Here is a 23326-nt window from a genome sequence, read left to right as displayed (position 1 = left end):
ACATCATAGGCGTGTAAAGGCACCCGGTCCCAAGGCTCGCGGAACGCCGGAGAACGGCTTGGCGAGCGAGGGCCCATAGCGGGAAGGATCTCTCATGCCGCGACTTTTCACCGCCCTCGAGATCCCGCGCGATGCCGCGATGAGCCTGTCCTTCCTGCGCGGCGGCCTGCCCTCCGCGCGCTGGATCGACGCGGAGAACTTCCACATCACGCTGCGCTTCTTCGGCGATGTCGACGCGCGCACGGCCGACGAGCTGGTGGCCGGGCTCGACCGGGTGCGGCAGGCGCCCTTCACGCTGGCGCTGCGCGGCGTGGACGCGTTCGGCTCCAAGAAGCCGCATTCGGTCTATGCCGGGGTGGAGTCCTCGCGCCCGCTCGACCTTCTCCATGCCGAGATCGACAAGGTGGCGCGGCGCATCGCCCTGCCGGCCGATCCGCGCCGCTTCACGCCCCATGTCACGCTGGCGCGCCTGCGCAACCCCAAGGCGGAGGACGTGGCGCGCTATCTCGCCGGACGGGGCGACTTCCGCACGCCGCCCTTCACGGTCGGCCGCTTCGTCCTGTTCTCCTCGCGCGATTCGGTGGGCGGCGGCCCCTATGTCCTGGAAGAGGCCTTCCCGCTGATCGGCTCGTCCGGCGCGCGCGAGGCCGCACAGGCCGGAGCCTTGCTGGAACCCGCCTTTCGCTGACGCGTCTTTTCCGGGCGAACGGGTTTTCCGGGCGAACGGGCTCCGCCCGCTTTCGAAACGCCGGGACCGGCCCCATATCGGGCCGGTTCCCCCGATGGAGACGCTCCGAATGACGGATCGACGCGACGAGATGTCGGACAGCCCCGCCGGCGAGACGGCGAGCGAGACCGCCCTGGCGCCCCTGCCCAAGGGGCTGGAGGGAGAGATCCTGCTGCCGGGCACTGAGACCGAGCAGCGCCGGCAGGAGGAGAAGGTCCGACGCGGATTCTTTTCCACGCTGAAGCGCGCCGTTCGGCACATTCCCTTCGCGGAGGACGTGGTCGCCTCCTACTACTGCGCGCTGGACCGCCAGACGCCGGCCGCCTCGCGCGGCATCCTGCTGGCCGCGCTCGCTTATTTCGTGCTGCCCTTCGACGCGATTCCCGATTTCATCGCCGGGCTCGGCTATACCGACGACGCGGCGGTGCTGCTCGCCGCGCTGGCTGCGGTGCGCAACAACATCCGCCCCGAGCATTACGACCGGGCGCGCGAAGTGTTGAAGACCAAAGTGGCCTCGGACGCTCCCGCCGAAGCGGCGCCCGACGCCCCGCCTCACAAGGCGTGAACCGTTTCGTGATCGCGCCGTTGCGGCACCGCGCTCGTACCGCCCGCCGGGGCGCGGGCCGCGATTCGACCCGGCAGGCAACACACTCCTGCCCCATTTACCCGTTTCCACGGGCCACTGCCGCCCTCGACGCGAGACTCAAGCGATCGGGCTGGTGAACCGAGCCGAACGCATCGAAAAGCCATTTGCCGCGCATTCCAGCGGTTTGGTTTGCAGATCGTTTACCCTGTGGAAAGGGCTTTCGTTCACCATGCCGCTCATGAATTCGTGCGGTTTCGATGGGATCGAGGCGCGCGGCGATCGGGTTTGCGACGGGAGAGGATCTCCATGAAACATGTACTGACGGCTGCAGCGGCACTGCTCCTGCTCTCGGGCGCGGCGAGCGCCGCGCAGACGCCGACGCGCATGAACCAGTTCAACGATTGGGGCAGCTATTCCTACGACGCGAGCGGCGGCAAGGTCTGCTACGTCCTGTCGACCCCCAAGACCATGCAACCGGCCAGCGTCGACCATGGCGACATCTTCTTCCTCGTGTCGCAGAAGCCCGGCGCCAAGCCGACCTACGAGCCGCAGGTGGTGATGGGCTATCCCATGCGCGACGGCTCCAAGGTCGTGGTGACCATCGACACCAAGAAGTTCTCCATGTTCACGCGCGGCGAAAGCGCCTGGATGGAGAATGCCGCCGAAGAGCCTCAGCTCGTCGCCGCGCTCAAGAACGGCAAGTCGATGAAGGTGGACGCGACCTCGCAGCGCGGCACCGCCACGAACTACACCTATTCGCTGGCCGGCGTGACGGCGGCGCTGAACTCCATCGCCAAGTGCAAGTGAGGCGGGGGTCGGCGAGGCCGGGCAGGCGTTGAACGCCTGACCGATGATGGCGTGGGAGGCCTCTGTCTACCCACCGCCTCGCCCATCCGAACCGTTCGCCCAGCCGTTTGGACGGCGGTTCGCTCCTTAATGCCGGCCCTTGCGCCGGCATTTTCGCCGTTCGCCCTCGCCTTCCGCCCGCCAAGGGGTTGCGATTTCCGGCATTTGGGCTCATTTGACTTCGATCCGAAGCCAAATGACCATTCAGCACCATGCGGGGCGTATCCGACGCCGCGCGACGGGGTTTGCCCAATGAGCGCGACGATCGACCTTTCCGACGCCACCACCCGCCCGCGCCCGGCCGCGGCGCCCGAGGCCTCGGCCTCCGCGCCCAAGCGCTCGCTGCTCGGCCTTTCGCGCGAGGAGATGGGCGCGGCGCTGGTCGAGGCCGGCATTCCCGCCAAGCAGGCCAAGATGCGCGTCCAGCAGCTCTGGCACTGGCTCTATGTGCGCGGCGTTTCCGACTTCAGCCAGATGGCGAACGTCTCCAAAGATCTGCGCGCCGCGCTGGACGAGCGCTTCGAGATCCGCCGGCCGGAAATCGTCGAGGAGCAGATCTCGGTGGACGGCACGCGCAAGTGGCTGTTCCGCTTTCCCTCGCGCGGCGCCGGGCGCCCGGTGGAGATCGAGACCGTCTATATCCCCGAGGAAGGGCGCGGCACGCTCTGCGTGTCCTCCCAGGTCGGCTGCACGCTGACCTGCACCTTCTGCCACACCGGCACGCAGCGCCTCGTGCGCAATCTGGAGCCCTCCGAGATCGTCGGGCAGGTTCTGACCGCGCGCGAGCGCTTGGGCGACTTCCCCGAAGCCTCGACGCCTCAGGGCGCGATCGTGCCCTCGGAAGGGCGCCTTGTGTCCAATATCGTGATGATGGGCATGGGCGAGCCGCTCTACAATTACGACAACGTCAAAGCCGCGCTGGCCGTGGTGTCGGACGGCGACGGGCTGGCCCTGTCGCGCCGCCGCATCACGCTGTCCACCTCCGGCGTCGTGCCGATGATCGGCAAGACCGGCGACGAGATGGGCGTCATGCTCGCCATCTCGCTCCATGCGGTGACGGACGAATTGCGCGACGTGCTCGTGCCGATCAATAAGAAATACCCGATCAAGGAGCTGATGGACGCCTGCCGCACCTATCCCGGCCTGTCCAACGCGCGCCGCATCACCTTCGAATACGTGATGCTGAAGGGCGTCAACGACTCTTTGGCCGACGCGCGCGAGCTGGTGCGTCTCCTCAAGGGCATTCCGGCCAAGATCAACCTGATCCCGTTCAACCCCTGGCCCGGCTCGCCTTATGAATGCTCCGACTGGGAGCAGATCGAGCGCTTCGCCGAGCTGGTGAACCAGGCCGGCTACGCCTCGCCGATCCGTACGCCGCGCGGGCGCGACATCTTCGCCGCCTGCGGCCAGCTGAAATCGGAGTCCGAGCGCATGAAGCGCGGCGATCGTCTGGCTCTGGAGGCGGCGGTCGCCGTGTGAGCACCGTTCTTCGCATCCTCTTCCTGATCCCGATCGGCTTCATGCTGGCCTGCTGCGCGGCGGCCTTCGCGCTGCTCTGGCCGTTTTTGGACATCGGCTGGGCGACCTTCACCGACCCGATGCAGACGATCCAGCTGGCGATGGGCTTCACCACCATGGCCGCCGGGATCGGCTGGGTGGCCTTCGTGCCCTTCCTGATCTTTCTCGTGCTGAGCGAGGCGCTTCGGCTGCGCTCGGTGCTGATCCACCTTCTCGCCGGGCTCGTCGGCGGCGCGGTGGCCGCCCATGCCGGGCCGGCGGTGGGCGACATGCGCCTGCAGACGGCGACGATCGTCGCGGGCCTTGCCTTCGCGTTGACCTATTGGGTCCTGGCCGGCCACCGCGCCGGTCGCCCCCGGCGCCCGTCCCCTTCGCCCATCCCGGTCCAGCCGGCAAAGGACTGATCCCATGTCACGACGCCCCGTCAATCCGCGCGACGCCGCGGAAGCCGCGTTCAAGGCCGCCACCGCCAAGCCCGCCGCCCGCGTCGCGGAAGCGCCGCGCATTCCCGGCGCGCGCGAAAGCGTGACGCTGCGCCTCGACGCCGAGGTTCTGGAGCGCTTTCAGGAAGACGGACCGGGCTGGCAGGACCGGATCAACGCCGCGCTGCGCAAGGCGGTCGGGCTCGACTGAGACCCAGCGACAAAAGCTATGGTGTCGGCCGGGCGGGTCCTTTGCCCAATCCCTCGCCGCGAAAGCTTGAGCTGAGCCGCCAAGATCACCTGAAGCACCCAACAAACGTCGTGGGGTCGGCTGGAGGGTTCTTTTCGCCGAGGGCGTCGTCGCGAAGACTGGGTCCTGCCGCCGGCATCACTCAAGCTTCGCTCCTCGTCTCTGGACGAAAAAATCGCCCATCCTCCGCCCGCAGGTCTCGCTCCACGTTCCAAGAGCACTCGACGCTGTCACAGGCGATGGATGGTTGCCTCGGTGCGGGAGGCGAAGTTCGAGGATTGTGCGGGCGCGAAGCCCGATCGTTCGCGATGCCCATGGCATAAGGACCGAGCCCCCCGAAGCTTTGTCGGCCGCTCAGAGCCCCCTTTTGCGGCTCGCCCCTTCAGCCCGCCGCGCCGCCCCAACCATAATAGGTGATCGGCGTGCCGGTGGCCGGCAGCGTGCCGTGGCGCAGGAGCGTCAGGCCCGAGGCCTCGTAAAAACCCCGCGCCAGGGCGTTGGCCGACAGCGTGTGAAGCGTGAAGCCCTCCGGCATCTCGGCCTTGGCATGGGCCAGCAGCGCCGAGCCGACGCCGCGCCCCAGCGCGTCGGGGTGGACGAAGAGCTGATCGAGAATTCGCTCCGCCGGCTTCAAGGCGGCAAAGCCGAGGATCGCCGCTTCCCGCACGGCCAGCGTCACGCGCCAGGCTCCGTCCCATTCCGCGTCCAGCCGCTTGCGCAGCGCTTCGCGGCTCGGCAGGGCGGGAACCCCGACCGAGGGCAGGCCGGCGCTGGCGTGCCACAGCGCGTTCACCGCCTCGCGGTCGGCATCCGTGGCGGGGCGAAGCTGGAAGGGGGCGGGGTCGCTCATGTCCGAGGGATCGGCCGGAACGCGCCCCGACGCAAGCGCTGAAGATGCAGGCACCCCGACGCAGGTGCCGCGAGCGTCGGCGCGATGACGCTCAGTGGGAGAGACGACGGGTGCCTGTTCCCCGCCCCCTGCCGCGCTAGGTCTGCCGCATCGAGACCGCCGGCCTTCCGTCACGCCTGGCGAAAACCGCAAGCCGAGGCTGGCATGATCACGCTCCACCATCTGGAAAACTCCCGTTCGCAGCGCGTGCTTTGGCTGCTGGAGGAACTGGGCGTTCCCTACGAGGTGAAGCGCTACGAGCGCCTGCCCTCGCTCGCCGCCCCGCCGGAGCTCAAGCGCATCCACCCGCTCGGCAAGTCGCCCATCCTCACCGACGGCGCGCTGACGCTGGCCGAGACCGGCGCCATCGCCGCCTATCTCGCGGACACCTATGGCGAGGGCCGGCTCCAGCCCGAGCGCGGCTCGGCGGACTGGTGGCGGATGCAGCATTTCCTGCACCATGCCGAGGGCTCGGCCATGCCGCCGCTTTTCATGACGCTGGTGTTCCGCCGCATTCCGGGCCAGGCCCCGCTTCTCATGCGCCCGGTGGCCAAGGCGCTGATGCGCGGCGTCGACCGACACCTGCTGCAGCCTCGGCTGGCGGAGCTTCTCGACTATTGGGACGGCGCGCTGGCCGAGACCGGCTGGTTCGCCGGCGCGGAGCCGACGCTGGCCGACATCATGATGAGCTTCCCGCTGGAAGCGGCAGGCTCGCGCGTCGGCTTCGGCGGACGGCTGCATCTGGCGGCCTTCCTGGAGCGCATCCACGCCCGCCCTGCCTATATCCGCGCGCTGGAGCGCGGCGGGCCCTATGCCTATGCCTGAGTGAGACGGCTCAGCGCCAGGCGACGAGCACCGTGCCGGTGGCGATCAGGGCGATGCCGGCCCAGCCCGTGAGGCTCAGCCGCTCCGACAGGAAGAGCGTGCCGAACAGGGCGACCAGAACCACGGAAAGCTTATCGATCGGCGCGACCTCGGCCGCCTGGCCGAGTTGGAGGGCGCGGTAGTAGCAGAGCCAGGACGCCCCGGTGGCAAGGCCCGACAGGACGAGAAAGGCGAGCGAGCGCCCGGGCAATCCGGCGGGGCTGCGCCAATGGCCGCCGACGGTCACGATGCCGGCGATCAGGGTGAGGATCACCAGCGTGCGCAGAAAAGTGGCGTAGTCGGACTGGACGCCGGTGACACCGATCTTGCCGAAGATGGCGGTGAGCGCAGCGAAGACCGCCGAGGCGAGCGCCCAGCCGAGCCAGCCCATCAAAGCGCCGCCGGCGTCGACCTGAACCTTTGCCGCATCATCCCCGCCCCGCCTCAGACGCGGGCGAGAAGGATATGGACGGCGAAGGCCGAGAAGACCGAGGCGAAAACCCAGTCGATGGCGCGCATCACGGTGGGCTTCTTCTTGAGGGTCGTGGCGATCCGGTCGGCCGCGAAGATCATGCCGATCGACATGGGCACCGCGATCACGATGAAATAAACGCCGAGGAAGAACAGCTTCTGTCCGGCGTAGGGGTCGTTCGCTGCCACGAAGGGCGGCAGGAAGGTGACGAAGAACAGGATGATCTTCGGGTTGAGAAGATTGATCCCGACCCCCGTCAGCCAATTGCGCAGAAAGGGCTGCGGCGCCATCGCCTCCCGCTCCAGCGAAAAGGACGAGCCGTTGCGGATGGCGGCGAAGGCGAGCCAGGCGAGATAGGCCGCGCCCGCCACCTTCAGCGCCAGGAAGGCCTCCGGCGAAGCGGCCACCAGGGCGGACAGGCCGATCGAGGCGAGCGTGGTGTGAACGAGGACGCCCGAGCATGCCCCCAGCATGGCCGCGATCCCGGCCCGCCGCCCCTGCGCCAGCGTGCGCCCCAGAAACAGCGTCATGTCCGGCCCCGGCGTGATCGTGAGCACGATCGCGGCAACCGTGAAGGCGAGGAGGGCGGAAGCGTCGGGCAGAAAGGTCATGGGCCACCGTCTTTCGGGCGCGTGGCCTTCGATGTCGCCCGAAGCCGAAAGGAAAACAAGCCGGTTTCTCAGAGTCCGTCCGGGAAGTCCTCGGCGAAGGATAAACGGGGGATTTTCGTCGTTCCACGAGGCGCCAAACGCAGTCGATGCGAGGGCGCATCGGCGAGGATTGGCAACAAAGTGGACGGCGAAAAGACCCGTTGAGCCGACCCGGCGGACTTTTCGGACGGGTTCTAAGAGACTGTTCGACGACCCGGCGGCGGAGAGCCGTCGAGGGATTTCTCATGCGTTCGCGAGGCGCCGAACTTGAGTGATGCCAGCTCCATCGGAGAGGATTGGCAACGGTCCGTGCGGACGGGCGACGGCGGACTGACACGAGCGAGTTGTCAAACAGTCTTCGAGGTATCGACTGCAAGGCGCCAAGTATCAAAGATACTCTTATTAGTAAGGCACCCTAAATTTCATTCTACCTTTGAATATAATTTTCATAGCCGCGACATAAATTCAACAAGTCCTCGTCATCATCCGCGCCGATACGGCAATGGACGTGCGCCCTCCCCATGGATCGGCGCGCGAATCGAACATGACGTGGGAGCAGCGCGTGGTTTGGACTGGGACCTCGAATTTCGATCGGTGCCGAAGCTTGGCGCGACCGGGCCGATTCGAGGACGCCTTGGCGCGTGGCCGGAGCCTTGTGCGCGACCGCCCGGCTAGCGCCCTTTTCGCGCTTCTCGTTCTGGTCAGTCTCGCCTTCGCCGCCTTTCCGCATCTCGACCTCGCCGTGTCCGGCCTTTTCGCGGTGCCGGGCCAGGGCTTTCCGCTGGCGCGCGACGAAGGATTGCTGGCGATCCGCGACCTCAATCGGGTGCTGCCGATCTGGATCGCCTCTGCGCTCGCCCTGCTTCTTCTGGCGCGCGGGCTCTGGGGTGCGCGGCGCTTCCTCCCCCCGCCCCATGCGATCCTGCATGTCCTATCGGTCTATCTCGTCGCGTGCCTGGGCATCGTGCATATGCTGAAGAACACGGTCGGCCGCGCCCGGCCCGAGCACATTCTGGCCTTCGGCGGCGAGGACCGCTTCACCGTCGCCTGGCAGTTCTCCGACGCCTGCCGGACCAATTGCTCCTTTTCCTCCGGCGAGGCGGCCTCCGCCATGGCGATGATGGCGCTGGCGATGCTCGCGCCGCGCGGGCTGCGGCTTCGCGCCGGCCTCACGCTGCTTCTTCCCATGCTGGTCTTCTCGCTGAATCGCGTGGCCTTCGGCAGCCATTTCCTGTCCGACGTCTTGGTGTCGTGGCTCGTCGTCGCGCTGACGACGCTCCTTCTCGGCCGCGTCTTCGCGCGGCATGCGGCGGCGATCGACGGCGGCATCGACGGGCGCTGGCGCGCGCCGCTCGCCCGCGCGCTCAAGCGGCTGCGGGTGTTCGGGCGCGATGCGGCGGTGCAGGCGCGCGCACTCTTTCTTCGTGCGGCGGCCTGAGCTAAGAGCCTGATTGGACATTCGTCGGCGGGGGGCCGTCGAGGGATTTTTCGACGCTACCAGGCGCCGACCTCGAGCGATGCGAGCGCGCATCCGCGAGGACAGGCGACGAAGGGGCGGCGAAAAGCACCGTCGGACCGACCCGACCGAGTGCCCGAACAGGCTCCGGGCTCCAGGAGCGTTTCCTCTCTTTTTCGGGGACTTTCCGAAGCATGGCCCTTCCGAGCGGTATCAAGAAAGTCGTTCTCGCCTATTCCGGCGGCCTCGACACGTCCATCATCCTGAAGTGGCTCCAGACGGAGCTGGGCGCGGAGGTCGTCACCTTCACCGCCGATCTCGGCCAGGGCGAGGAACTGGAGCCGGCCCGCCGGAAGGCCGAGATGCTCGGCATCAAGGAAATCTTCGTCGAGGACGTGCGCGAGGAGTTCGTGCGCGACTTCGTGTTCCCCATGTTCCGCGCAAACGCGGTCTATGAGGGCGTCTATCTCCTCGGCACTTCGATCGCCCGGCCACTGATCTCCAAGCACCTGATCGAGATCGCCAAGCGCACCGGCGCGGACGCCATCGCCCACGGCGCCACCGGCAAGGGCAACGACCAGGTCCGCTTCGAGCTGTCGGCCTATGCGCTGAACCCGGACATCAAGATCATCGCCCCCTGGCGCGACTGGAGCTTCAAGTCGCGCACCGACCTTCTCGACTTCGCCGAGAAGCACCAGATCCCGGTCGCCAAGGACAAGAAGGGCGAGGCGCCCTTCTCGGTCGACGCCAACCTTCTCCACTCCTCCTCCGAGGGCAAGGTGCTGGAAGATCCGAGCGTCGAAGCGCCGGAATATGTCCACATGCGCACGATCTCGCCCGAGGCCGCGCCCGACAAGCCGACCCTCATCACCGTCGGATTCGAGCGCGGCGACGCCGTGTCGATCAATGGCGAGCGCCTGTCGCCCGCGACGCTTCTCGCCAAGCTCAACGACTACGGCCGCGACAACGGTATCGGCCGTCTCGACCTCGTGGAAAACCGCTTCGTCGGCATGAAGTCGCGCGGCGTCTACGAGACGCCCGGCGGCACGATCCTTCTGGCCGCGCACCGCGCCATCGAGAGCATCACGCTCGATCGCGGCGCGGCGCATCTGAAGGACGAGCTCATGCCGCGCTATGCCGAGCTCATCTACTACGGCTTCTGGTTCAGCCCCGAGCGCGAGATGCTGCAGGCGCTGATCGACCGCAGCCAGGAGCATGTCGAGGGCGAGGTCACGCTGAAGCTCTACAAGGGCAATGTCATGGTGACCGGCCGCGCCAGCCCCAAGTCGCTTTATTCCGACAAGCTCGTGACCTTCGAGGACGACCAGGGCGCCTACGATCAGAAGGACGCTGCCGGCTTCATCAAGCTGAACGCCCTGCGCCTGCGCACGCTGGCCAAGCGCAACGGTCTCTAAAAGACGGCTGGACGAGACGGCCCGGCGGGGCGATCCGCCGGGCGGCCGAGCGCCTCGGCCCTTCACTTTTGGCATCCTGGCAACCAGATGAGGAAAAAGCCAAGGATACCGAACGATGATCCCCTATTCCGTTCTCGACCTGTCGCCCATCCCCGAAGGCGCGACGGCGGCCGACGCGCTTCGCAACACGCTCCACCTCGCCCAAGAGGCCGAGCGGCTGGGCTACAATCGCTTCTGGCTGGCCGAGCATCACAACATGACCGGTATCGCCAGCGCCGCGACGGCGGTGGTGATCGGCCATGTGGCGGCCGGCACGCAGCGCATTCGCGTCGGCGCCGGCGGCATCATGCTGCCGAACCACGCGCCGCTGGTGATCGCCGAGCAGTTCGGCACGCTCGCCACGCTTCATCCCGGCCGCATCGATCTCGGCCTCGGCCGCGCGCCGGGCACCGACATGCTGACCGCCCGCGCCCTGCGCCGAAACCTGGAAAGTTCCGACAACTTCCCGCAGGATGTCGTGGAGCTGATGAGCTATTTCGCGGACGCCGCGCCCAACCAGCGGCTTCGCGCCGTGCCGGGCGTGGGCACGCAGGTGCCGGTCTGGATTCTCGGCTCCAGCCTCTACGGCGCGCAGCTCGCGGCCCATCTCGGCCTGCCTTATGCCTTCGCCTCGCATTTCGCGCCAGGCGCGCTGGACGATGCGATCGAGGTCTATCGCCAGACCTTCCGGCCCTCCGAAACGCTGGACAAGCCCTATTTCATGCTGGCGGCCAATGTCTTCGCGGCCGAGACGGACGCGGAGGCGAAGCGCCTCCAGAGCTCGATGCAGCAGGCCTTCGCCAATCTGCGCTCCGGCCACCCCGGCCCGCTGCCGCGCCCGGTGGAGGCGATCGAGGACGTGATCGACCCCGCCTTCCGGCCGGGCGTCGACGAGGCCTTGCGCGTATCGGTTGTGGGCTCGCCCGCCAATGTGCGCGCCGGGTTGGCGGGGCTGATCGCGCGCTACCAGCCGGACGAGATCATCCTGACCGGGCAGATCCACGATCACCGGGCGCGCGTTCGCTCCTTCGCGATTGCCGCCGAAGCCATGCTGTCGCTCGGCGGCGAGGCGTCGTCGCATTCGCAGGCGGCGGAATAGCGGTGGCGTTTACGGCCGAGGCGCCACTACGCTCTCGCCGAGGCCGGGCGCGGGCGACGCCTTGCCCGGTTCGCTCAGCAGGGACCGTCGGTCCGGGCCGCCGCGTCGCTGGGGTCGATCAGATTGAACGGCGCCTTGATTTGCGGATCGCTGGTCAGGTTGGCGCGCAGCTTTTCCAGCGACTGGGCGACGACGGCCATCTCGTCGGCGTCGAGCCCCTGCGTCAGCTGCTGGTAGATGCGCGTGAAGAGCGGGTCGAGCTCGCGCATCACGGCATAGGCGTCCTCGGTCGGCTCGATCAGCTTGGCGCGCCGGTCGCTGGTGTCCATCGTCCGGCGGATAAGGCTGCGCCCTTCCAGCCGATCGAGATAGGCCGAGAGCGTCATCGGCTCGACGCCCATGCGCTCGGCCAGCAGCGCCTGACGCGAGCCGCGAAAGCGGATGACGTAACCCAGGGCCCGGATTTCGCCGGGCGTCAGACCAAAACCGTTTTCCGTCACCATTCGTTCGAAATACTGACGAAATAGCCGCGACGTATCCGTCAGCAGAAAGCCGAACATATTTCCGGTTGTAAGCTCTGACACGTCGCTACTGGCCTCTACGGGATCGGGTTTTATTCCAGACCATCACGATCCGGTTTAGGTATGAATGGCTCTAGTCTTCCCCAGTCGGACAGTTTGCCCGAGACTTCTCTAGGGAAGGCGGATTATCACCTATCTGTGTTCCCTCACAAAGAGAAGACCGCAAATGCCACAACAATCCGCGCTCGAGCAAAAGCTTTCGCAATTCGACGCCCGACTGGCGTTCGGATCGGAAGAGACGCTGCCCCAGTTCGAGGCCCTGACCCCGGCGGATTTCGCGGCGGGCTTCGAGCGGGCCATCGCGCTGCACGCGGCGGAGGTCGAGGCCATCGCCGCCGACCCGGCCGAGCCGGACTTCGACAACACGATCCTGGCCATGGAGCGCGCCGGGCGCCCGCTGGGCCGCGTCGCCTCCTTGTTCTACGCCCTGGCCGGCGCCCACACGAACGACGAGCTGCAGAGCGTGGAACGCGAGGTCTCGCCCAAACTCTCGCGCCATTCCTCCCGCATTACGCTGAACGCTGACCTCTTCGCGCGCATCGACGCCGTGTTCGAGAAGCGCGTCGCGCTCGGCCTTTCGGGCGAGGCGCTGCGGCTTCTGGAGCGCACCCATGCCGGCTTCGTGCGCTCGGGTGCCAAGCTCGAAGGCGCGGCGCGCGAGCGCCTTGCGGACATCAACGCCCGGCTCGCCGAACTCGGCACCGCCTTTTCGCAAAACGTCCTGCATGACGAGCGCTCCTTCGCGCGCCCCGTGGACGAGGCGGATCTGGCGGGCCTGCCTGGCTTTCTCGTCTCCTCCATGCGGGACGCGGGCGAGGAGCGCGGCACCGGCGGCCCCGTCGTTACCCTGTCGCGCTCGGTGATCGTGCCCTTCCTCACCTTCTGCCCCAACGCGGCGCTTCGCGAGGAACTGTTCTCGGCCTGGACGCGGCGCGGCGAGATGGACCCCGCCCACGACAACCGGCCGATCATAGCCGAGATGCTCAGCCTTCGCGCCGAGAAGGCCCGGCTTCTGGGCTTTGCGAGCTTCGCCCACTACAAGCTCGACGACACGATGGCCAAGACCCCGGCCCATGTCGAGGCGCTGCTGACCCGCGTCTGGGACAAGGCGCGCGAAGCCGCGCTGCAGGACGCCGAAACGCTGCGCGCCCTGGCGGCGGCGAGCGGCGACAACGCCCCCTTCACGGCGGCGGACTGGCGCTACTGGTCGGAGCGCCGCCGCCATGCCGAGTTCGCCATCGATGAAAGCGCGCTGAAGAGCTATTTCACGCTGGACCGGATGATCGACGCCGCGTTCGACGTGGCGAACCGGCTCTTCGGCCTCCGGTTCGAGCCGCTTCCCGGCCTGACCGCCTGGCACCCCGACGCCCGCGCCTGGCGCGTCTTGGATGCCGACGGTGCCCCGCGTGGCCTCTTCGTCGGCGATTATTTCGCCCGGTCCTCCAAGCGCTCGGGCGCCTGGATGAGCGCGCTGCGCTCGCAGCACGGGATCGACGGCGGCCAGTTGCCGGTGATCTACAATGTCTGCAACTTCGCCAAGCCCGCGCGCGGCGAGCCGGCGCTCCTGTCGGTGGACGACGCGCGCACGCTGTTCCACGAGTTCGGCCACGCCTTGCACGGGCTTCTGTCGGACGTGACCTATCCCTCGCTCGCCGGCACCGCCGTCTCGCGCGACTTCGTGGAACTGCCCTCGCAGCTCTTCGAGCACTGGCTGGATGTGCCCGCCATCCTGGAGCGCCACGCGCTCCATGCCGTGACCGGCGAGCCGCTGCCGGAGGCCGAGGCCGAGAAGCTGAAGGCCGCGCGCACCTACGACGCCGGGTTCAACACGGTGGAATACACGTCCTCGGCCCTGGTCGATCTCCTGTTCCATCAGGAGGGCGAGGCCCCCGCCGATCCGATGGCGCGCGAGCGCGAAATCTTGGACCGGCTCGGCATGCCGGCCGAGATGGTGATGCGCCATCGCTCGCCGCATTTCGCCCATGTCTTCTCGGGCGACGGCTATTCCGCCGGCTACTATTCCTACATGTGGTCCGAGGTCTTGGATGCAGACGCCTTCGAGGCCTTCGAGGAGGCGGGCGACCCGTTCCACCCCGAAACGGCGAAGCGCCTTCGCGACTTCGTCTATTCGGCGGGCAACAGCCGCGACCCCGCCGAGCTCTACGAACGCTTCCGGGGCCGCCAGCCGGACCCCGACGCCATGATGCGCAAGCGGGGCTTTGCGGCCTGAGCGCTGAAAATTTGGTGTTTGCGAATCCGAAAGCGAGGGTCTTTGCGGACCCTCCCTTTCGCTTTTGCGAAAAATCCGTTATGAGACCGCCCAATGACCGCGAATTTCCCGGGCCGTTTCCCTTGAGACGTGCCCTCTCACGCGTTCCAACTCCTTTCGGTGACCCTTTATGAAGCTCCGCAACATCGCGATCATCGCGCACGTCGACCATGGCAAGACGACCCTGGTGGACAAGCTCCTCTCGCAGTCCGGCTCGTTCCGCGAGAACCAGCGCACCGAAGAGCGCGCGATGGACTCCAACGATCTGGAAAAGGAGCGCGGCATCACCATTCTCGCCAAGGCGACGTCGGTGGTGTGGAAGGACGTGCGGATCAACATCGTGGACACCCCGGGCCACGCCGATTTCGGCGGCGAGGTGGAGCGCATCCTGAACATGGTGGACGGCGCGGTGATCCTCGTCGACGCCTCCGAAGGCCCGATGCCGCAGACCAAGTTCGTGCTCGGCAAGGCGCTCAAGGTTGGTTTGAAGCCGATCGTCGCGATCAACAAGATCGACCGCCCGGACGAGCGCCATGAAGAGGTTCTGAACGAGATTTTCGATCTCTTCGTCAATCTCGACGCCACCGAAGAGCAGCTCGACTTCCCCGTCGTCTACGGCTCGGGCCGCGGCGGCTGGATGGCGGACGCGCCGGACGGCCCGCAGGACAAGGGCCTGGAGCCCCTGTTCGACCTTATCCTGAAGCATGTTCCCGAGCCGGACACCGCCGGCAAGGACGAGCCCTTCAAGATGATCGGCACGATCCTCGAGGCCAACCCCTTCCTCGGCCGCCTCATCACGGGCCGCATCCAGTCCGGCTCGATCAAGCCGAACCAGGCCGTCAAGGTGCTGAACGGCGAAGGCCAGCTTCTCGAAAGCGGCCGCATCTCCAAGATCCTCGCCTTCCGGGGCCTGGAGCGCACGCCGATCGACTATGCCGAGGCCGGCGACATCGTCGCCATCGCGGGCCTCCAGAAGGGCACCGTGGCCGACACGTTCTGCGACCCGCAGGTGAACGAGCCGCTCGTCGCGCAGCCGATCGACCCGCCGACGGTCACCATGAGCTTCATCGTCAACGATAGCCCGCTCGCGGGCACCGAGGGCGACAAGGTGACAAGCCGCGTGATCCGCGACCGTCTCTTCAAGGAGGCCGAGGGCAACGTCGCGCTCAAGATCGAAGAGTCCGAGGACAAGGACTCCTTCTTCGTGTCGGGCCGCGGCGAACTGCAGCTCGCCGTTCTGATCGAGACCATGCGCCGCGAAGGCTTCGAGCTCGGCGTGTCGCGTCCCCGCGTCGTCATGCAGAAGGACGAAGCGTCGGGCGAGACGCTGGAGCCGATCGAAGAGGTCGTGATCGACGTCGACGAGGAGCATTCGGGCGTCGTCGTTCAGAAGATGAGCGAGCGCAAGGGCGAGATGAAGGAGCTGCGCCCCTCGGGCGGCGGTCGCCAGCGTCTGGTCTTCCTGGCGCCGACGCGCGGCCTGATCGGCTACCAGTCGGAACTCCTGACCGACACGCGCGGCACGGCGATCATGAACCGCCTGTTCCACTCCTACGCCCCCTACAAGGGCGAGCTGGCCGGCCGCACCAACGGCGTTCTCATTGCCAACGCGGCGGGCGAGGCCGTGGCCTACGCCATGTTCAACCTGGAAGATCGCGGGCCCATGGTTATCGACCCGGGCGTCAAGGTCTATGCCGGTATGATCATCGGCATTCACCAGCGCGACAACGATCTCGAGGTCAACGTCCTCAAGGGCAAGCAGCTGACCAACATCCGCGCCGCCGGTAAGGACGAGGCGGTTCGCCTGACCACGCCGATCCGCATGACGCTCGACCGAGCCCTGTCCTGGATTCAGGACGACGAGCTGGTCGAGGTCACGCCCAAGAACATCCGCCTGCGCAAGCTCTATCTCGACCCGAACGAGCGCAAGCGCTTCGAGAAGAGCCGCAAGGTCGCCTGATCCGGCGCCACAGCAGGCTCTAGTCACGACATATTGAAAGGGCGCGGCTTCGGTCGCGCCCTTTTTCGTTGGTGTGCTTTCTCGACCCGGCCCTCGGCCTTTCCTAAGCTTTGCCCGCCGCCGGGAGGGCGGCGCAAGCGGGAGGCATGGAAATGAACTGGACGCGGCGCGATCTTTCCAAATGGCTGGCGGTTGGCGGAGCGATGGGCGCGATGGGCCTCGGCTCGCTTCGACCGGCCCTCGCGGCGAAGCTCGAGGACGCCAGCATCCTGGCGGCGGCCTCCACGGGCGGCGGCTACGACACGCTGGCGCGCACCGCGCAGACCATCCTTCAGGACCGCGAAATCATCGGCAATGTCGAGGTCGCCAACGTGCCCGGCGCGGGCGGCACGGTGGGCCTTGCCCAGTTCGTCAACGCCGCGCGCCGCGACCAGCTTCTGACCGCCGGCCTCGGCATGGTCGGCGCGGTCGCCATCAACAAGAGCCCGGTGACGCTCGCCGACGTGACACCCGTCGCCCGGCTCCAGGGCGAATACCAGCCGCTCGTGGTCGCCGCCGCCTCGCCGTTGAAGACGCTGGACGATCTTCTCGCGATGTACCGGGAGAATCCGGGCTCGGTCTCCTGGGGCGGCTTCGGGCTCGGCAGCCCCGATCATTTCGTCAGCGCCCTCGTCATCAAGGCGAGCGGCAACGACGTGTCGAAGATGAACTATATCGTGGTCGGCGCCGGCTCCGAAATGCTGCCGCTCGTGCTCACCAACCGCGTGACGGTGGCGACCGGCGGCTATGGCGAGTTCGCCGATCTCATCAAGACCGGGGCGCTGCGCGCGCTCGGCATCTCCTCGCCCCAGCGCCTGCCCGGCGTCGACATCCCGACCTTCCGCGAGCAGGGCGTGGCGACCGACCTCGTGAACTGGCGCGGCTTCATGGGCGCCCCCGGCCTTGCCGGCGCGGATCTTGCCGCCCTGGACGAGGCGATGGGCGAGATGGCCCGCAGCGACCAGTGGAACGAGGTCTGCCGCACGCGCGGCTGGGAAAATCTCTACATGAACGCGGCCGAGTTCGGCACCTTCCTCACCGCCGAGCAGGCCCGGATCGGCGCTCTCCTTCAGGAGCTCGGCCTCGCCACCTGAGGCGCCGAACCCAACATGTCTTGCCGTCGATACGTCTTGATGGCGCGGGCCGGCGCGGTAGATCAGGCCTCGCGCCGTCAGGACGGGGAGAGCGGACATGCGGGCTGTAGGCTACCGGGCATCGCCGCCCGACGCGGGCGTGGAGCATCTGACGGATCTCGACCTGCCCCGCCCCGCCCCTTCGGGGCGGGACCTTCTAGTGCGGGTCGAGGCGGTATCGATCAATCCGGTGGACACCAAGCAGCGCGGGCCGCTGGCCGACCCCGCGCGCTTTCCCCGCGTCCTCGGCTTCGACGCCAGCGGCGTGGTGGAAGCGGCGGGCGACGACGCGACGCTGTTTCGCCCCGGAGACGCGGTGTTTTACGCCGGCGCGGTGGACCGGCCGGGCTCGAACGCCGAGTTCCAGCTGGTGGACGAGCGCATCGTGGCGCGCAAGCCGGACCGGCTCGACTTCACCGAGGCCGCCGCTCTGCCGCTGACCGCCATCACCGCCTGGGAAACCCTGTTCGACCGCTTCCGCATCCAGCCCGACGAGACCGAGCGCGGCACGCTGCTGGTGATCGGCGCGGCGGGGGGCGTGGGCTCGATCGCCACCCAGCTGGCCCGGCAGCTGACGGCGCTGACGGTGATCGGCACGGCCTCGCGGCCCGAATCACGCGAGTTCGCGCTGCGCAACGGCTGCCACCATGTGATCGACCATTCCAGACCCATGGCGCCGCAGCTTGCCGCCCTCGGCTTCAAGCCGGTGGACTATGTCTTCGCGCTGACCCACACGCCCCAGCACATGGCCGATATCGGAGCGCTGATCCGCCCCTTCGGGGACTTGTGCGTGATCGACAGTGCGGCGCTCGATCTCGCACCCATCCGGCAGAAGTCGGTGTCGCTGCATTTCGAATACATGTTCACCCGCCCGCTCTTCCAGACCGCCGACATGATCGAGCAGCACCGGCTCCTGTCGGAGATCTCGCGCCTTGTCGATGCGGGTCGGCTTCACTCCACCCGGACGCAGACCCTTTCGCCGATCTCGGCCGAGACGGTGCGCGAGGGTCACCGCATCAGCGAGCGCGGCGCCAGCCTCGGCAAACTGGTGATCGCCGGCTGGCCGGCGGCCTGAGCCCGGATTCCCGGGAAGACTCGAACTTCAAGCGTTTGCGCCCTGTCCCCGGCGAGGCGATCCCGCTTCGCCGGGGACAGGGCTTTGGGAGACAAGGGAATGGGATTTCTCAGCGGCCTTCTCGGCCTTGCCAGCGACCTCGACGTCGGCGCGCTCGCGGCGGAGCTCGAGCCCGTCCTCTTGCCCAATGAGGGGATCGAGATCGCCTTCCAGCTGGTGCGCGACCAGATCGTCTTCACCGACCGCCGCGTCATCCTGATCGACAAGCAGGGCATGACCGGGCGCAAGCGGCAGTACCACTCCATTCCCTATCGCGCCGTCACCATGTTCTCGGTGGAGACCGCCGGCTCCTTCGACACGGACGCCGAACTGCGGATCTGGGTCTCCGGCCAGCCGCAGCCCTTCCTTCAAAACCTGTCGCGCGGCGCCAATCTGAGCGGCATCCAGAAGGCCCTGGCCGGCGGCGTCCTCGGCCGCTAGCCGCCCGCGCCGCCGACCCGCTACGCTTGGGTCGGCCCGGATGGCGCGGCCCCGCGTCGTCACTCGGCCGGGCTCGAACACCGATTCGCGATCACGCGCTTTTCGCCCCCGTCAAGCCGTTGCCGCCACGCCTGCGAGGGGGTACGACCCGTCCCGATGACACATGCCCCTGCCGAATCACCGCGTGATTTTTACACTCGCGTTGGATCGGAAGTCGTCCAACATGGTTAACCGGCCATGAAGACGATCGCCGCAGAGATCCGACTGGCCGAAGCCCGCGATGCGGTGGGTTTGAGCCGCGTGCACGAAGCGTCCTGGCGGGGCGCCTATGCCGGTCTTATCCCGCATCGAACGCTGACGCGCATGATCGAGCGGCGCAACGCCGCCTGGTGGGAAAGCGCGATCGCGAACCAGGCGACGATCCTCGTCCTTCAATATGGCGGCGAAATGGGCGGCTACGCCACGCTGGGGCGCAACCGGACTCGCGCGCTCGGCGTCGAGGGCGAGGTTTACGAGCTCTATCTGCGACCCGAGTTCCAGGGCATCGGCTTCGGCCAGCGCCTGTTTTCCGCCGCGCGCATGCTGATCCGCTCGCGCGGGTTGAACGGCACGGCGGTCTGGGCGCTGGAGGACAATCCCGGCGCGGTGCATTTCTACGAGGCGGCGGGCGGCATCGACGTCGCCACGGGCACCGAGACGTTTGAAGGCGTGACGTTGCGCAAGCTCGCTTTCACCTTTCCCTGACCCCGGCGGGGACGCAGGCCTTCGATCTGCCCTCGATTGTCACCACAAGTTTTAACCCTTCGTCAGGGAATTTGAGCGGTCCAATTGCCTCGGAGGCCGCAAGCGGGTTAGACACGCCCGACGATTTCGAGGAGACCTCCCATGCGCATCGACGCCATCGCCCGGGGCAAGAATCCGCCCGAGGACATCAACGTCATCATTGAGGTGCCCGTCGGCGGCCACCCGATCAAGTACGAGATGGACAAGGAATCCGGCGCGCTCTTCGTGGACCGCTTCCTGTACACGCCGATGACCTATCCCGGGAACTACGGCTTCGTTCCGCACACGCTGTCGGACGACGGCGATCCGATCGACGTGCTGGTCTGCTCGACGCGCCCGCTCTTCCCCGGCTGCGTCATCAACTGCCGCCCGATCGGCGTCCTCAAGATGGAGGACAACAGCGGCGTGGACGAGAAGGTCATCGCCGTCCCCTCGCCGGCCCTGACGCAGCGCTACATCAAGGTCGAGGAATACACCGACCTGCCCGAGATCACGACCAAGCAGATCGAGCATTTCTTCGAGCACTACAAGGATCTGGAGCCCGGCAAGTGGGTGAAGATCGGCGGCTGGGGCGATGCCGCCGAGGCACGCAGGCTGATCCTCGAGGCCGTCGTTCGCTATGACGAAGCCTCTGAGAAGGAAAAGAACAAGACGCCGGTCGGCCAGGAAAACGCCTGACACCACGGCTTGCGGCCCTTGCGGCCGGACGAACGAGAGGCGTGGGTTCCGCGAGGGACCCGCGCCTTTTCGTTTGAGCTAGGGCATTTCCAGGTGAAGCTGATCGGCTTCGCCCGAGGGTGACGCGGCAAGATCATGGACTTGAAAGGCGGGAGTGCCGGCCCTTATTGCAGGCGGACCCAGGCCAAGCCCGCGCGCTGGAGAGCGGCGCCGGCGCGCTCGCCCAGGAATGTCGGCCGGTCGACCCCGCAGCGGAACGCCGTCGCGCGCCCGTCCGCCAAGGCGTCGGCCTCCGCGTTCTCACTCCCCGCGATCCCGGCCAGAATGGCGACGAGGCAGCCTGGCGCTTCGCCGCTCGGCGCCTTGACCACCACGAGGAGAACCTCGTCCGGCGCGCCCGGCAGCGCGTAGCGCAGGATTGCGGCGAGCGGGCGGGCGCCCAGCATGCGCCAGCGGGCGGTGGAGGCAAGCGCCATGGGCTCGGGCGGTGGTGGAATGAAACCGTCCGGCGATCCCAGCGACACGCTTCGCCGCTCGGGCGGGCCTTTCAGGAAGAGATCGACGCCTGGCAGCGCGGCGCATCGCAGCACTTCACCTGAAGCGATGCAGAGGCTGGAAATGACGGGGCTTGCCGCCCCGGTCGGCTCGGCGCGTGCTTGGGACGGCGGGGGCGGTGCGTCAGGCGATCCCAGCAGGGCGGAAGCAAGAGTGAGCGCGAAGAGCATGTCCGAGGCTAGCCTCGTCGCCCGCAAAGCGCACGCGCTTTTCGCGCCCCTTCGAGCCGGAGGCGAGCGAGAGCGTGGACTTCGGCACGCCCAGCGCCTCGGCCAGAAGACGGATCAGGGCCTCGTTGGCGAAACCCTTTTCCGGCACCGCGCGCACCCGCGCCTCGATCCGCCAGCCGTCGGGCGACAGCTCGATCCCGTCCACCCGGTCGCTCGACGCGCGGGGCGTCAGGCGCACGGACAGGAGCATCAGATGCCGGCGCGGTAGATCGCGGGCACGACGTAGAGATAGATGATCTGCTGCAGGAAGAAGATCGCGATCAGCACGACGAGCGGCGAGAGATCGAGCCCGCCGAGATTGGGCAGAATGCGGCGGATCGGCCGGTAGAGCGGCTCCGTCAGGCGATAAAGCGTGTCGCTGACCGTGCGCACGAAATTGTTGCGATAGTCCAGAATGTTGAAGGCGAGCAGCCAGGACAGGATCGCCGAGACGATGATGATCCACCAGAGAATGTTGAGGACCAGGAGGACGACTTGAACGACGGCGAGCATGGGGAGCCTTTGGATGGTGGACCACTGTGCTATCGCACAATCGGCCAGGGAGATGGGGATTTCCCTAACGTTTGGCACCCCCATGCCGCTGATTTGACAAGCGCGCGACGGCGAGACCTGAATCGAGACAGCCCGCTTGACAGCCACCCCGCCGCCGATCTAAATGCCGCTCACCGGTGGACGGGGCTGTAGCTCAGTTGGGAGAGCGCGTCGTTCGCAATGACGAGGTCAGCGGTTCGATCCCGCTCAGCTCCACCAGTCACCGGCGTTTTCTGTAAAACTTCGATTGGTTTTATCGAGCCTTCGCGCGCTTGCCCGGCTATTGGTCGCGAGCGATCCGCGCCAGACGTTGCAGTTTTCGCTCGGCCGTGGTCGCTCAATCGCGACATCGAGCAGCCGAAACCGCGTTTCAGTTTCGCCAAGCCCTCTCTGTTGCCTGGAACTCGCAATAAGAATCGAGAAAACGGCCGATCGCGTCGTTCGCGCTCTCGCTTCGGCGCAGAGGCCAAGCGCAGTTGCGGTTGTCGACCGCACCTATTTCCCATCGCGAGCCGCAGAACCCTCGACCATCGGCAGGTCGCAGATTGTGCCTCGGCCGTCATAGCGAGCACGCAAAGCCGGTAGGTCGTCACTGCGGTTGGTCGCCCATGGCCAGATGAACCGCGCGCCGCAGCTCGGCTTCACGCTTGGCAACCACACGCGGTCTCCACGTGATGTGCCCACTCGAAAGGCTGGGAAGAGGACGCGGAAACATCGGCCAGTTGCGTTGTTGGCGCGGGAAGCATCGCTCCAGCAGCCGGAGCCTTGGTCTGTTGGGGCTCCAGTCGCGAAAAAGCCCGGCGCGAGAGATGTCTCTCGCCGGGCTTTTTCCTGTCGATTGATTTGAGGCAGCCTTGGCTCAGCGGCTCATGCGCTCGAAGCCTTCGTCGCCGCCCAGATCCAGCGAGAAGCCGCCCTTGGCCCCACCCGCTGGCGCCGGCCGCGCCAGCGCGCTGGCCGCCTGCGCCTGAAGGCTGTGAACGGGGTTCTCGCCCGCGCCGGTCTCGAACAGATCCTGGTCCGTCTCCGCGCTCACCGCCACCGGGGTCTTGCCCAGCACCCGCGTGGTCTTGGGCGCGTTTGACTTGGCAGACGTCGGGGCGGACTTCGGAGCCGCCTTGCCGGCTGCCGGGGCCGAGGTCGAGGCTGGCTTGGCCGCGCCGCCCTCGCCGCGCGTCTTCTGCCGCTCCGCCTGCCGGTTCGTCGCCTCGATCTCCACCGCCTCGTCCTGCAGCAACCGCTCGCGCTCGGCGTCGGTCATGCGGAAATAGCCCGCCCGCTCCTCCAGCCGGCCCGCTTCGGTGGACAGCTGGTCGGCGGTGGCCGCCATCTCGTTGGCCGCCCCGGCGTTCGACTGCGTCACCTGATCCAGCTGCCCGATCGCCTGGTTGATCTGCTCGATGCCGATCGACTGCTCCCGGCACGCCGCCGAAATCTCCGACACCAGCTCCGCCGTCTTGCGGATGTCCGGAACCAGCCGCTCCAGCCGCGCCCCGGCATCTTCCGCCACCACCAGCGTGCGCGAGGACAAGTCGCCGATCTCGGCCGCCGCTGCCTGAGAGCGCTCGGCGAGCTTGCGCACCTCGGAGGCCACCACCGCAAAACCCTTGCCGTGCTGGCCGGCGCGGGCGGCTTCGATCGCGGCGTTCAGAGCGAGCAGGTCGGTCTGGCGGGCGATCTCCTGCACCACGGCGATCTTCTCGGCGATGGCGCGCATCGCCTCGGTGGACTGCGCCACCGCCGCGCCCGTGGTGCCGGCATGCTCGGCGGCCTGGGCCG

General features: G+C 67.3%; 25 protein-coding genes and 1 tRNA gene. 18 read left to right on the top strand and 8 right to left on the bottom strand.

The genetic code is table 11. The features are described 5' to 3' along the window. Positions 1-94 precede the first annotated feature (94 nt). The 6 genes from thpR to AUL32_RS12810 all read left to right on the top strand — a co-directional run bounded on the left by thpR (position 95) and on the right by AUL32_RS12810 (position 4310). Positions 95-688: an RNA 2',3'-cyclic phosphodiesterase gene (gene thpR, locus AUL32_RS12835; protein ID WP_062115579.1), complete on the top strand. Its 594-nt coding sequence runs from the start codon at positions 95-97 to the stop codon at positions 686-688. Between the two features lie 109 nt (positions 689-797). Further along, the gene (locus AUL32_RS12830) at positions 798-1292 is read left to right on the top strand and encodes a YkvA family protein (protein WP_082659631.1); all 495 of its coding nucleotides are present in this window, start codon (positions 798-800) and stop codon (positions 1290-1292) included. Between the two features lie 321 nt (positions 1293-1613). Next, entirely contained in the window at positions 1614-2120 is a 507-nt protein-coding gene (locus tag AUL32_RS12825) for an invasion associated locus B family protein (RefSeq protein ID WP_061977615.1), read from the top strand. Positions 2121-2411: 291 nt separating this feature from the next. Then, positions 2412-3638: a 23S rRNA (adenine(2503)-C(2))-methyltransferase RlmN gene (gene rlmN / locus AUL32_RS12820; RefSeq protein ID WP_062115576.1), complete on the top strand. Its 1227-nt coding sequence runs from the start codon at positions 2412-2414 to the stop codon at positions 3636-3638. Then, positions 3635-4081 carry a hypothetical protein gene (locus tag AUL32_RS12815; RefSeq protein ID WP_062115573.1) on the top strand — a complete coding sequence of 149 codons (447 nt, stop codon included), beginning with the start codon at positions 3635-3637 and terminating at the stop codon, positions 4079-4081. Before rlmN ends, AUL32_RS12815 begins: the two co-directional genes overlap by 4 nt. A gap of 4 nt (positions 4082-4085) precedes the next feature. Further along, complete coding sequence (locus AUL32_RS12810) at positions 4086-4310, top strand: BrnA antitoxin family protein (protein WP_061973457.1); 225 nt, start codon at positions 4086-4088, stop codon at positions 4308-4310. A 421-nt stretch (positions 4311-4731) separates the two neighbouring features. Here AUL32_RS12810 and AUL32_RS12805 read toward each other — a convergent pair whose 3' ends face one another. Beyond that, positions 4732-5199 (bottom strand): GNAT family N-acetyltransferase, encoded by a 468-nt coding sequence (locus AUL32_RS12805; protein WP_062115570.1) that lies wholly within the window; start codon positions 5197-5199, stop codon positions 4732-4734. A 204-nt stretch (positions 5200-5403) separates the two neighbouring features. On the opposite strand from AUL32_RS12805, the gene AUL32_RS12800 reads away from it, so the two are divergent. Then, the gene (locus AUL32_RS12800; protein WP_061973453.1) at positions 5404-6063 is read left to right on the top strand and encodes a glutathione S-transferase family protein; all 660 of its coding nucleotides are present in this window, start codon (positions 5404-5406) and stop codon (positions 6061-6063) included. A gap of 10 nt (positions 6064-6073) precedes the next feature. Here the strand turns inward: AUL32_RS12800 and AUL32_RS12795 are convergent, their stop codons facing one another. Both AUL32_RS12795 and AUL32_RS12790 read right to left on the bottom strand, forming a co-directional pair. Next, on the bottom strand, positions 6074-6493 hold the full coding sequence (locus AUL32_RS12795) for an EamA family transporter (RefSeq protein ID WP_062115567.1): 420 nt from the start codon (positions 6491-6493) through the stop codon (positions 6074-6076). Positions 6494-6546: 53 nt separating this feature from the next. Continuing rightward, a complete protein-coding gene (locus AUL32_RS12790; protein WP_062115563.1) occupies positions 6547-7185 on the bottom strand; it encodes a LysE family translocator in 639 nt (212 codons plus the stop codon). A gap of 673 nt (positions 7186-7858) precedes the next feature. Between AUL32_RS12790 and AUL32_RS12785 the strand changes: the two genes are divergently transcribed. The 3 genes from AUL32_RS12785 (at position 7859) to AUL32_RS12775 (ending at position 11233) form a co-directional block, all read left to right on the top strand. Beyond that, positions 7859-8662 carry a phosphatase PAP2 family protein gene (locus AUL32_RS12785; RefSeq protein ID WP_192847463.1) on the top strand — a complete coding sequence of 268 codons (804 nt, stop codon included), beginning with the start codon at positions 7859-7861 and terminating at the stop codon, positions 8660-8662. 212 nt (positions 8663-8874) lie between these two features. Beyond that, on the top strand, positions 8875-10095 hold the full coding sequence (locus AUL32_RS12780; protein ID WP_062115558.1) for an argininosuccinate synthase: 1221 nt from the start codon (positions 8875-8877) through the stop codon (positions 10093-10095). A gap of 115 nt (positions 10096-10210) precedes the next feature. After that, positions 10211-11233, top strand: coding sequence for an LLM class flavin-dependent oxidoreductase (locus tag AUL32_RS12775; RefSeq protein WP_062115555.1), 1023 nt, complete (start codon positions 10211-10213; stop codon positions 11231-11233). Between the two features lie 74 nt (positions 11234-11307). On the opposite strand, the gene AUL32_RS12770 is transcribed toward AUL32_RS12775, so the two are convergent. Then, entirely contained in the window at positions 11308-11793 is a 486-nt protein-coding gene (locus tag AUL32_RS12770; RefSeq protein ID WP_062115552.1) for a MarR family winged helix-turn-helix transcriptional regulator, read from the bottom strand. Between the two features lie 187 nt (positions 11794-11980). Between AUL32_RS12770 and AUL32_RS12765 the strand changes: the two genes are divergently transcribed. From AUL32_RS12765 to ppa, 7 genes are all read left to right on the top strand, one after another. Then, positions 11981-14044, top strand: coding sequence for a M3 family metallopeptidase (locus AUL32_RS12765; RefSeq protein WP_062115549.1), 2064 nt, complete (start codon positions 11981-11983; stop codon positions 14042-14044). Positions 14045-14213: 169 nt separating this feature from the next. Then, complete coding sequence (gene typA, locus AUL32_RS12760; RefSeq protein ID WP_061973439.1) at positions 14214-16043, top strand: translational GTPase TypA; 1830 nt, start codon at positions 14214-14216, stop codon at positions 16041-16043. Between the two features lie 152 nt (positions 16044-16195). Continuing rightward, a complete protein-coding gene (locus AUL32_RS12755; RefSeq protein ID WP_062115809.1) occupies positions 16196-17176 on the top strand; it encodes a tripartite tricarboxylate transporter substrate binding protein in 981 nt (326 codons plus the stop codon). Between the two features lie 97 nt (positions 17177-17273). Then, on the top strand, positions 17274-18290 hold the full coding sequence (locus AUL32_RS12750; RefSeq protein ID WP_062115546.1) for a zinc-binding alcohol dehydrogenase family protein: 1017 nt from the start codon (positions 17274-17276) through the stop codon (positions 18288-18290). Positions 18291-18389: 99 nt separating this feature from the next. After that, positions 18390-18770, top strand: a complete 381-nt coding sequence (locus AUL32_RS12745) for a PH domain-containing protein (protein ID WP_062115543.1) — start codon at positions 18390-18392, stop codon at positions 18768-18770. Positions 18771-19007: 237 nt separating this feature from the next. After that, positions 19008-19514 carry a GNAT family N-acetyltransferase gene (locus AUL32_RS12740; RefSeq protein WP_061973431.1) on the top strand — a complete coding sequence of 169 codons (507 nt, stop codon included), beginning with the start codon at positions 19008-19010 and terminating at the stop codon, positions 19512-19514. 141 nt (positions 19515-19655) lie between these two features. Then, positions 19656-20231: an inorganic diphosphatase gene (gene ppa / locus AUL32_RS12735; protein ID WP_061973429.1), complete on the top strand. Its 576-nt coding sequence runs from the start codon at positions 19656-19658 to the stop codon at positions 20229-20231. Between the two features lie 164 nt (positions 20232-20395). Here ppa and AUL32_RS12730 read toward each other — a convergent pair whose 3' ends face one another. From AUL32_RS12730 to AUL32_RS12720, 3 genes are all read right to left on the bottom strand, one after another. After that, on the bottom strand, positions 20396-20821 hold the full coding sequence (locus AUL32_RS12730; protein WP_156421455.1) for a hypothetical protein: 426 nt from the start codon (positions 20819-20821) through the stop codon (positions 20396-20398). An 88-nt stretch (positions 20822-20909) separates the two neighbouring features. Beyond that, positions 20910-21206, bottom strand: a complete 297-nt coding sequence (locus tag AUL32_RS12725) for a DUF167 family protein (RefSeq protein WP_062115537.1) — start codon at positions 21204-21206, stop codon at positions 20910-20912. After that, the gene (locus tag AUL32_RS12720) at positions 21206-21508 is read right to left on the bottom strand and encodes a YggT family protein (protein WP_061973425.1); all 303 of its coding nucleotides are present in this window, start codon (positions 21506-21508) and stop codon (positions 21206-21208) included. Before AUL32_RS12720 ends, AUL32_RS12725 begins: the two co-directional genes overlap by 1 nt. A gap of 182 nt (positions 21509-21690) precedes the next feature. On the opposite strand from AUL32_RS12720, the gene AUL32_RS12715 reads away from it, so the two are divergent. Further along, positions 21691-21766, top strand: a tRNA-Ala gene (locus AUL32_RS12715). A gap of 640 nt (positions 21767-22406) precedes the next feature. Here AUL32_RS12715 and AUL32_RS26280 read toward each other — a convergent pair. Next, positions 22407-23326 (bottom strand): methyl-accepting chemotaxis protein (locus AUL32_RS26280; RefSeq protein WP_280137583.1); only part of this gene is annotated, 920 nt, incomplete at its 5' end.

This window comes from Aureimonas sp. AU40, assembly GCF_001463785.1.
GTDB lineage: Bacteria > Pseudomonadota > Alphaproteobacteria > Rhizobiales > Rhizobiaceae > Aureimonas.
This window is presented reverse-complemented; position numbering and strand designations above follow the sequence as displayed.

Coding starts and splice junctions, on each gene's coding strand:
- thpR (WP_062115579.1), top strand. CDS start 95: ATGCCGCGACTTTTCACCGCCCTCGAGATCCCGCGCGATGCCGCGATG.
- AUL32_RS12830 (WP_082659631.1), top strand. CDS start 798: ATGACGGATCGACGCGACGAGATGTCGGACAGCCCCGCCGGCGAGACG.
- rlmN (WP_062115576.1), top strand. CDS start 2,412: ATGAGCGCGACGATCGACCTTTCCGACGCCACCACCCGCCCGCGCCCG.
- AUL32_RS12810 (WP_061973457.1), top strand. CDS start 4,086: ATGTCACGACGCCCCGTCAATCCGCGCGACGCCGCGGAAGCCGCGTTC.
- AUL32_RS12805 (WP_062115570.1), bottom strand. CDS start 5,199: ATGAGCGACCCCGCCCCCTTCCAGCTTCGCCCCGCCACGGATGCCGAC.
- AUL32_RS12800 (WP_061973453.1), top strand. CDS start 5,404: ATGATCACGCTCCACCATCTGGAAAACTCCCGTTCGCAGCGCGTGCTT.
- AUL32_RS12795 (WP_062115567.1), bottom strand. CDS start 6,493: ATGGGCTGGCTCGGCTGGGCGCTCGCCTCGGCGGTCTTCGCTGCGCTC.
- AUL32_RS12790 (WP_062115563.1), bottom strand. CDS start 7,185: ATGACCTTTCTGCCCGACGCTTCCGCCCTCCTCGCCTTCACGGTTGCC.
- AUL32_RS12780 (WP_062115558.1), top strand. CDS start 8,875: ATGGCCCTTCCGAGCGGTATCAAGAAAGTCGTTCTCGCCTATTCCGGC.
- AUL32_RS12775 (WP_062115555.1), top strand. CDS start 10,211: ATGATCCCCTATTCCGTTCTCGACCTGTCGCCCATCCCCGAAGGCGCG.
- AUL32_RS12770 (WP_062115552.1), bottom strand. CDS start 11,793: ATGTTCGGCTTTCTGCTGACGGATACGTCGCGGCTATTTCGTCAGTAT.
- AUL32_RS12765 (WP_062115549.1), top strand. CDS start 11,981: ATGCCACAACAATCCGCGCTCGAGCAAAAGCTTTCGCAATTCGACGCC.
- typA (WP_061973439.1), top strand. CDS start 14,214: ATGAAGCTCCGCAACATCGCGATCATCGCGCACGTCGACCATGGCAAG.
- AUL32_RS12755 (WP_062115809.1), top strand. CDS start 16,196: ATGAACTGGACGCGGCGCGATCTTTCCAAATGGCTGGCGGTTGGCGGA.
- AUL32_RS12750 (WP_062115546.1), top strand. CDS start 17,274: ATGCGGGCTGTAGGCTACCGGGCATCGCCGCCCGACGCGGGCGTGGAG.
- AUL32_RS12745 (WP_062115543.1), top strand. CDS start 18,390: ATGGGATTTCTCAGCGGCCTTCTCGGCCTTGCCAGCGACCTCGACGTC.
- AUL32_RS12740 (WP_061973431.1), top strand. CDS start 19,008: ATGAAGACGATCGCCGCAGAGATCCGACTGGCCGAAGCCCGCGATGCG.
- ppa (WP_061973429.1), top strand. CDS start 19,656: ATGCGCATCGACGCCATCGCCCGGGGCAAGAATCCGCCCGAGGACATC.
- AUL32_RS12725 (WP_062115537.1), bottom strand. CDS start 21,206: ATGCTCCTGTCCGTGCGCCTGACGCCCCGCGCGTCGAGCGACCGGGTG.
- AUL32_RS12720 (WP_061973425.1), bottom strand. CDS start 21,508: ATGCTCGCCGTCGTTCAAGTCGTCCTCCTGGTCCTCAACATTCTCTGG.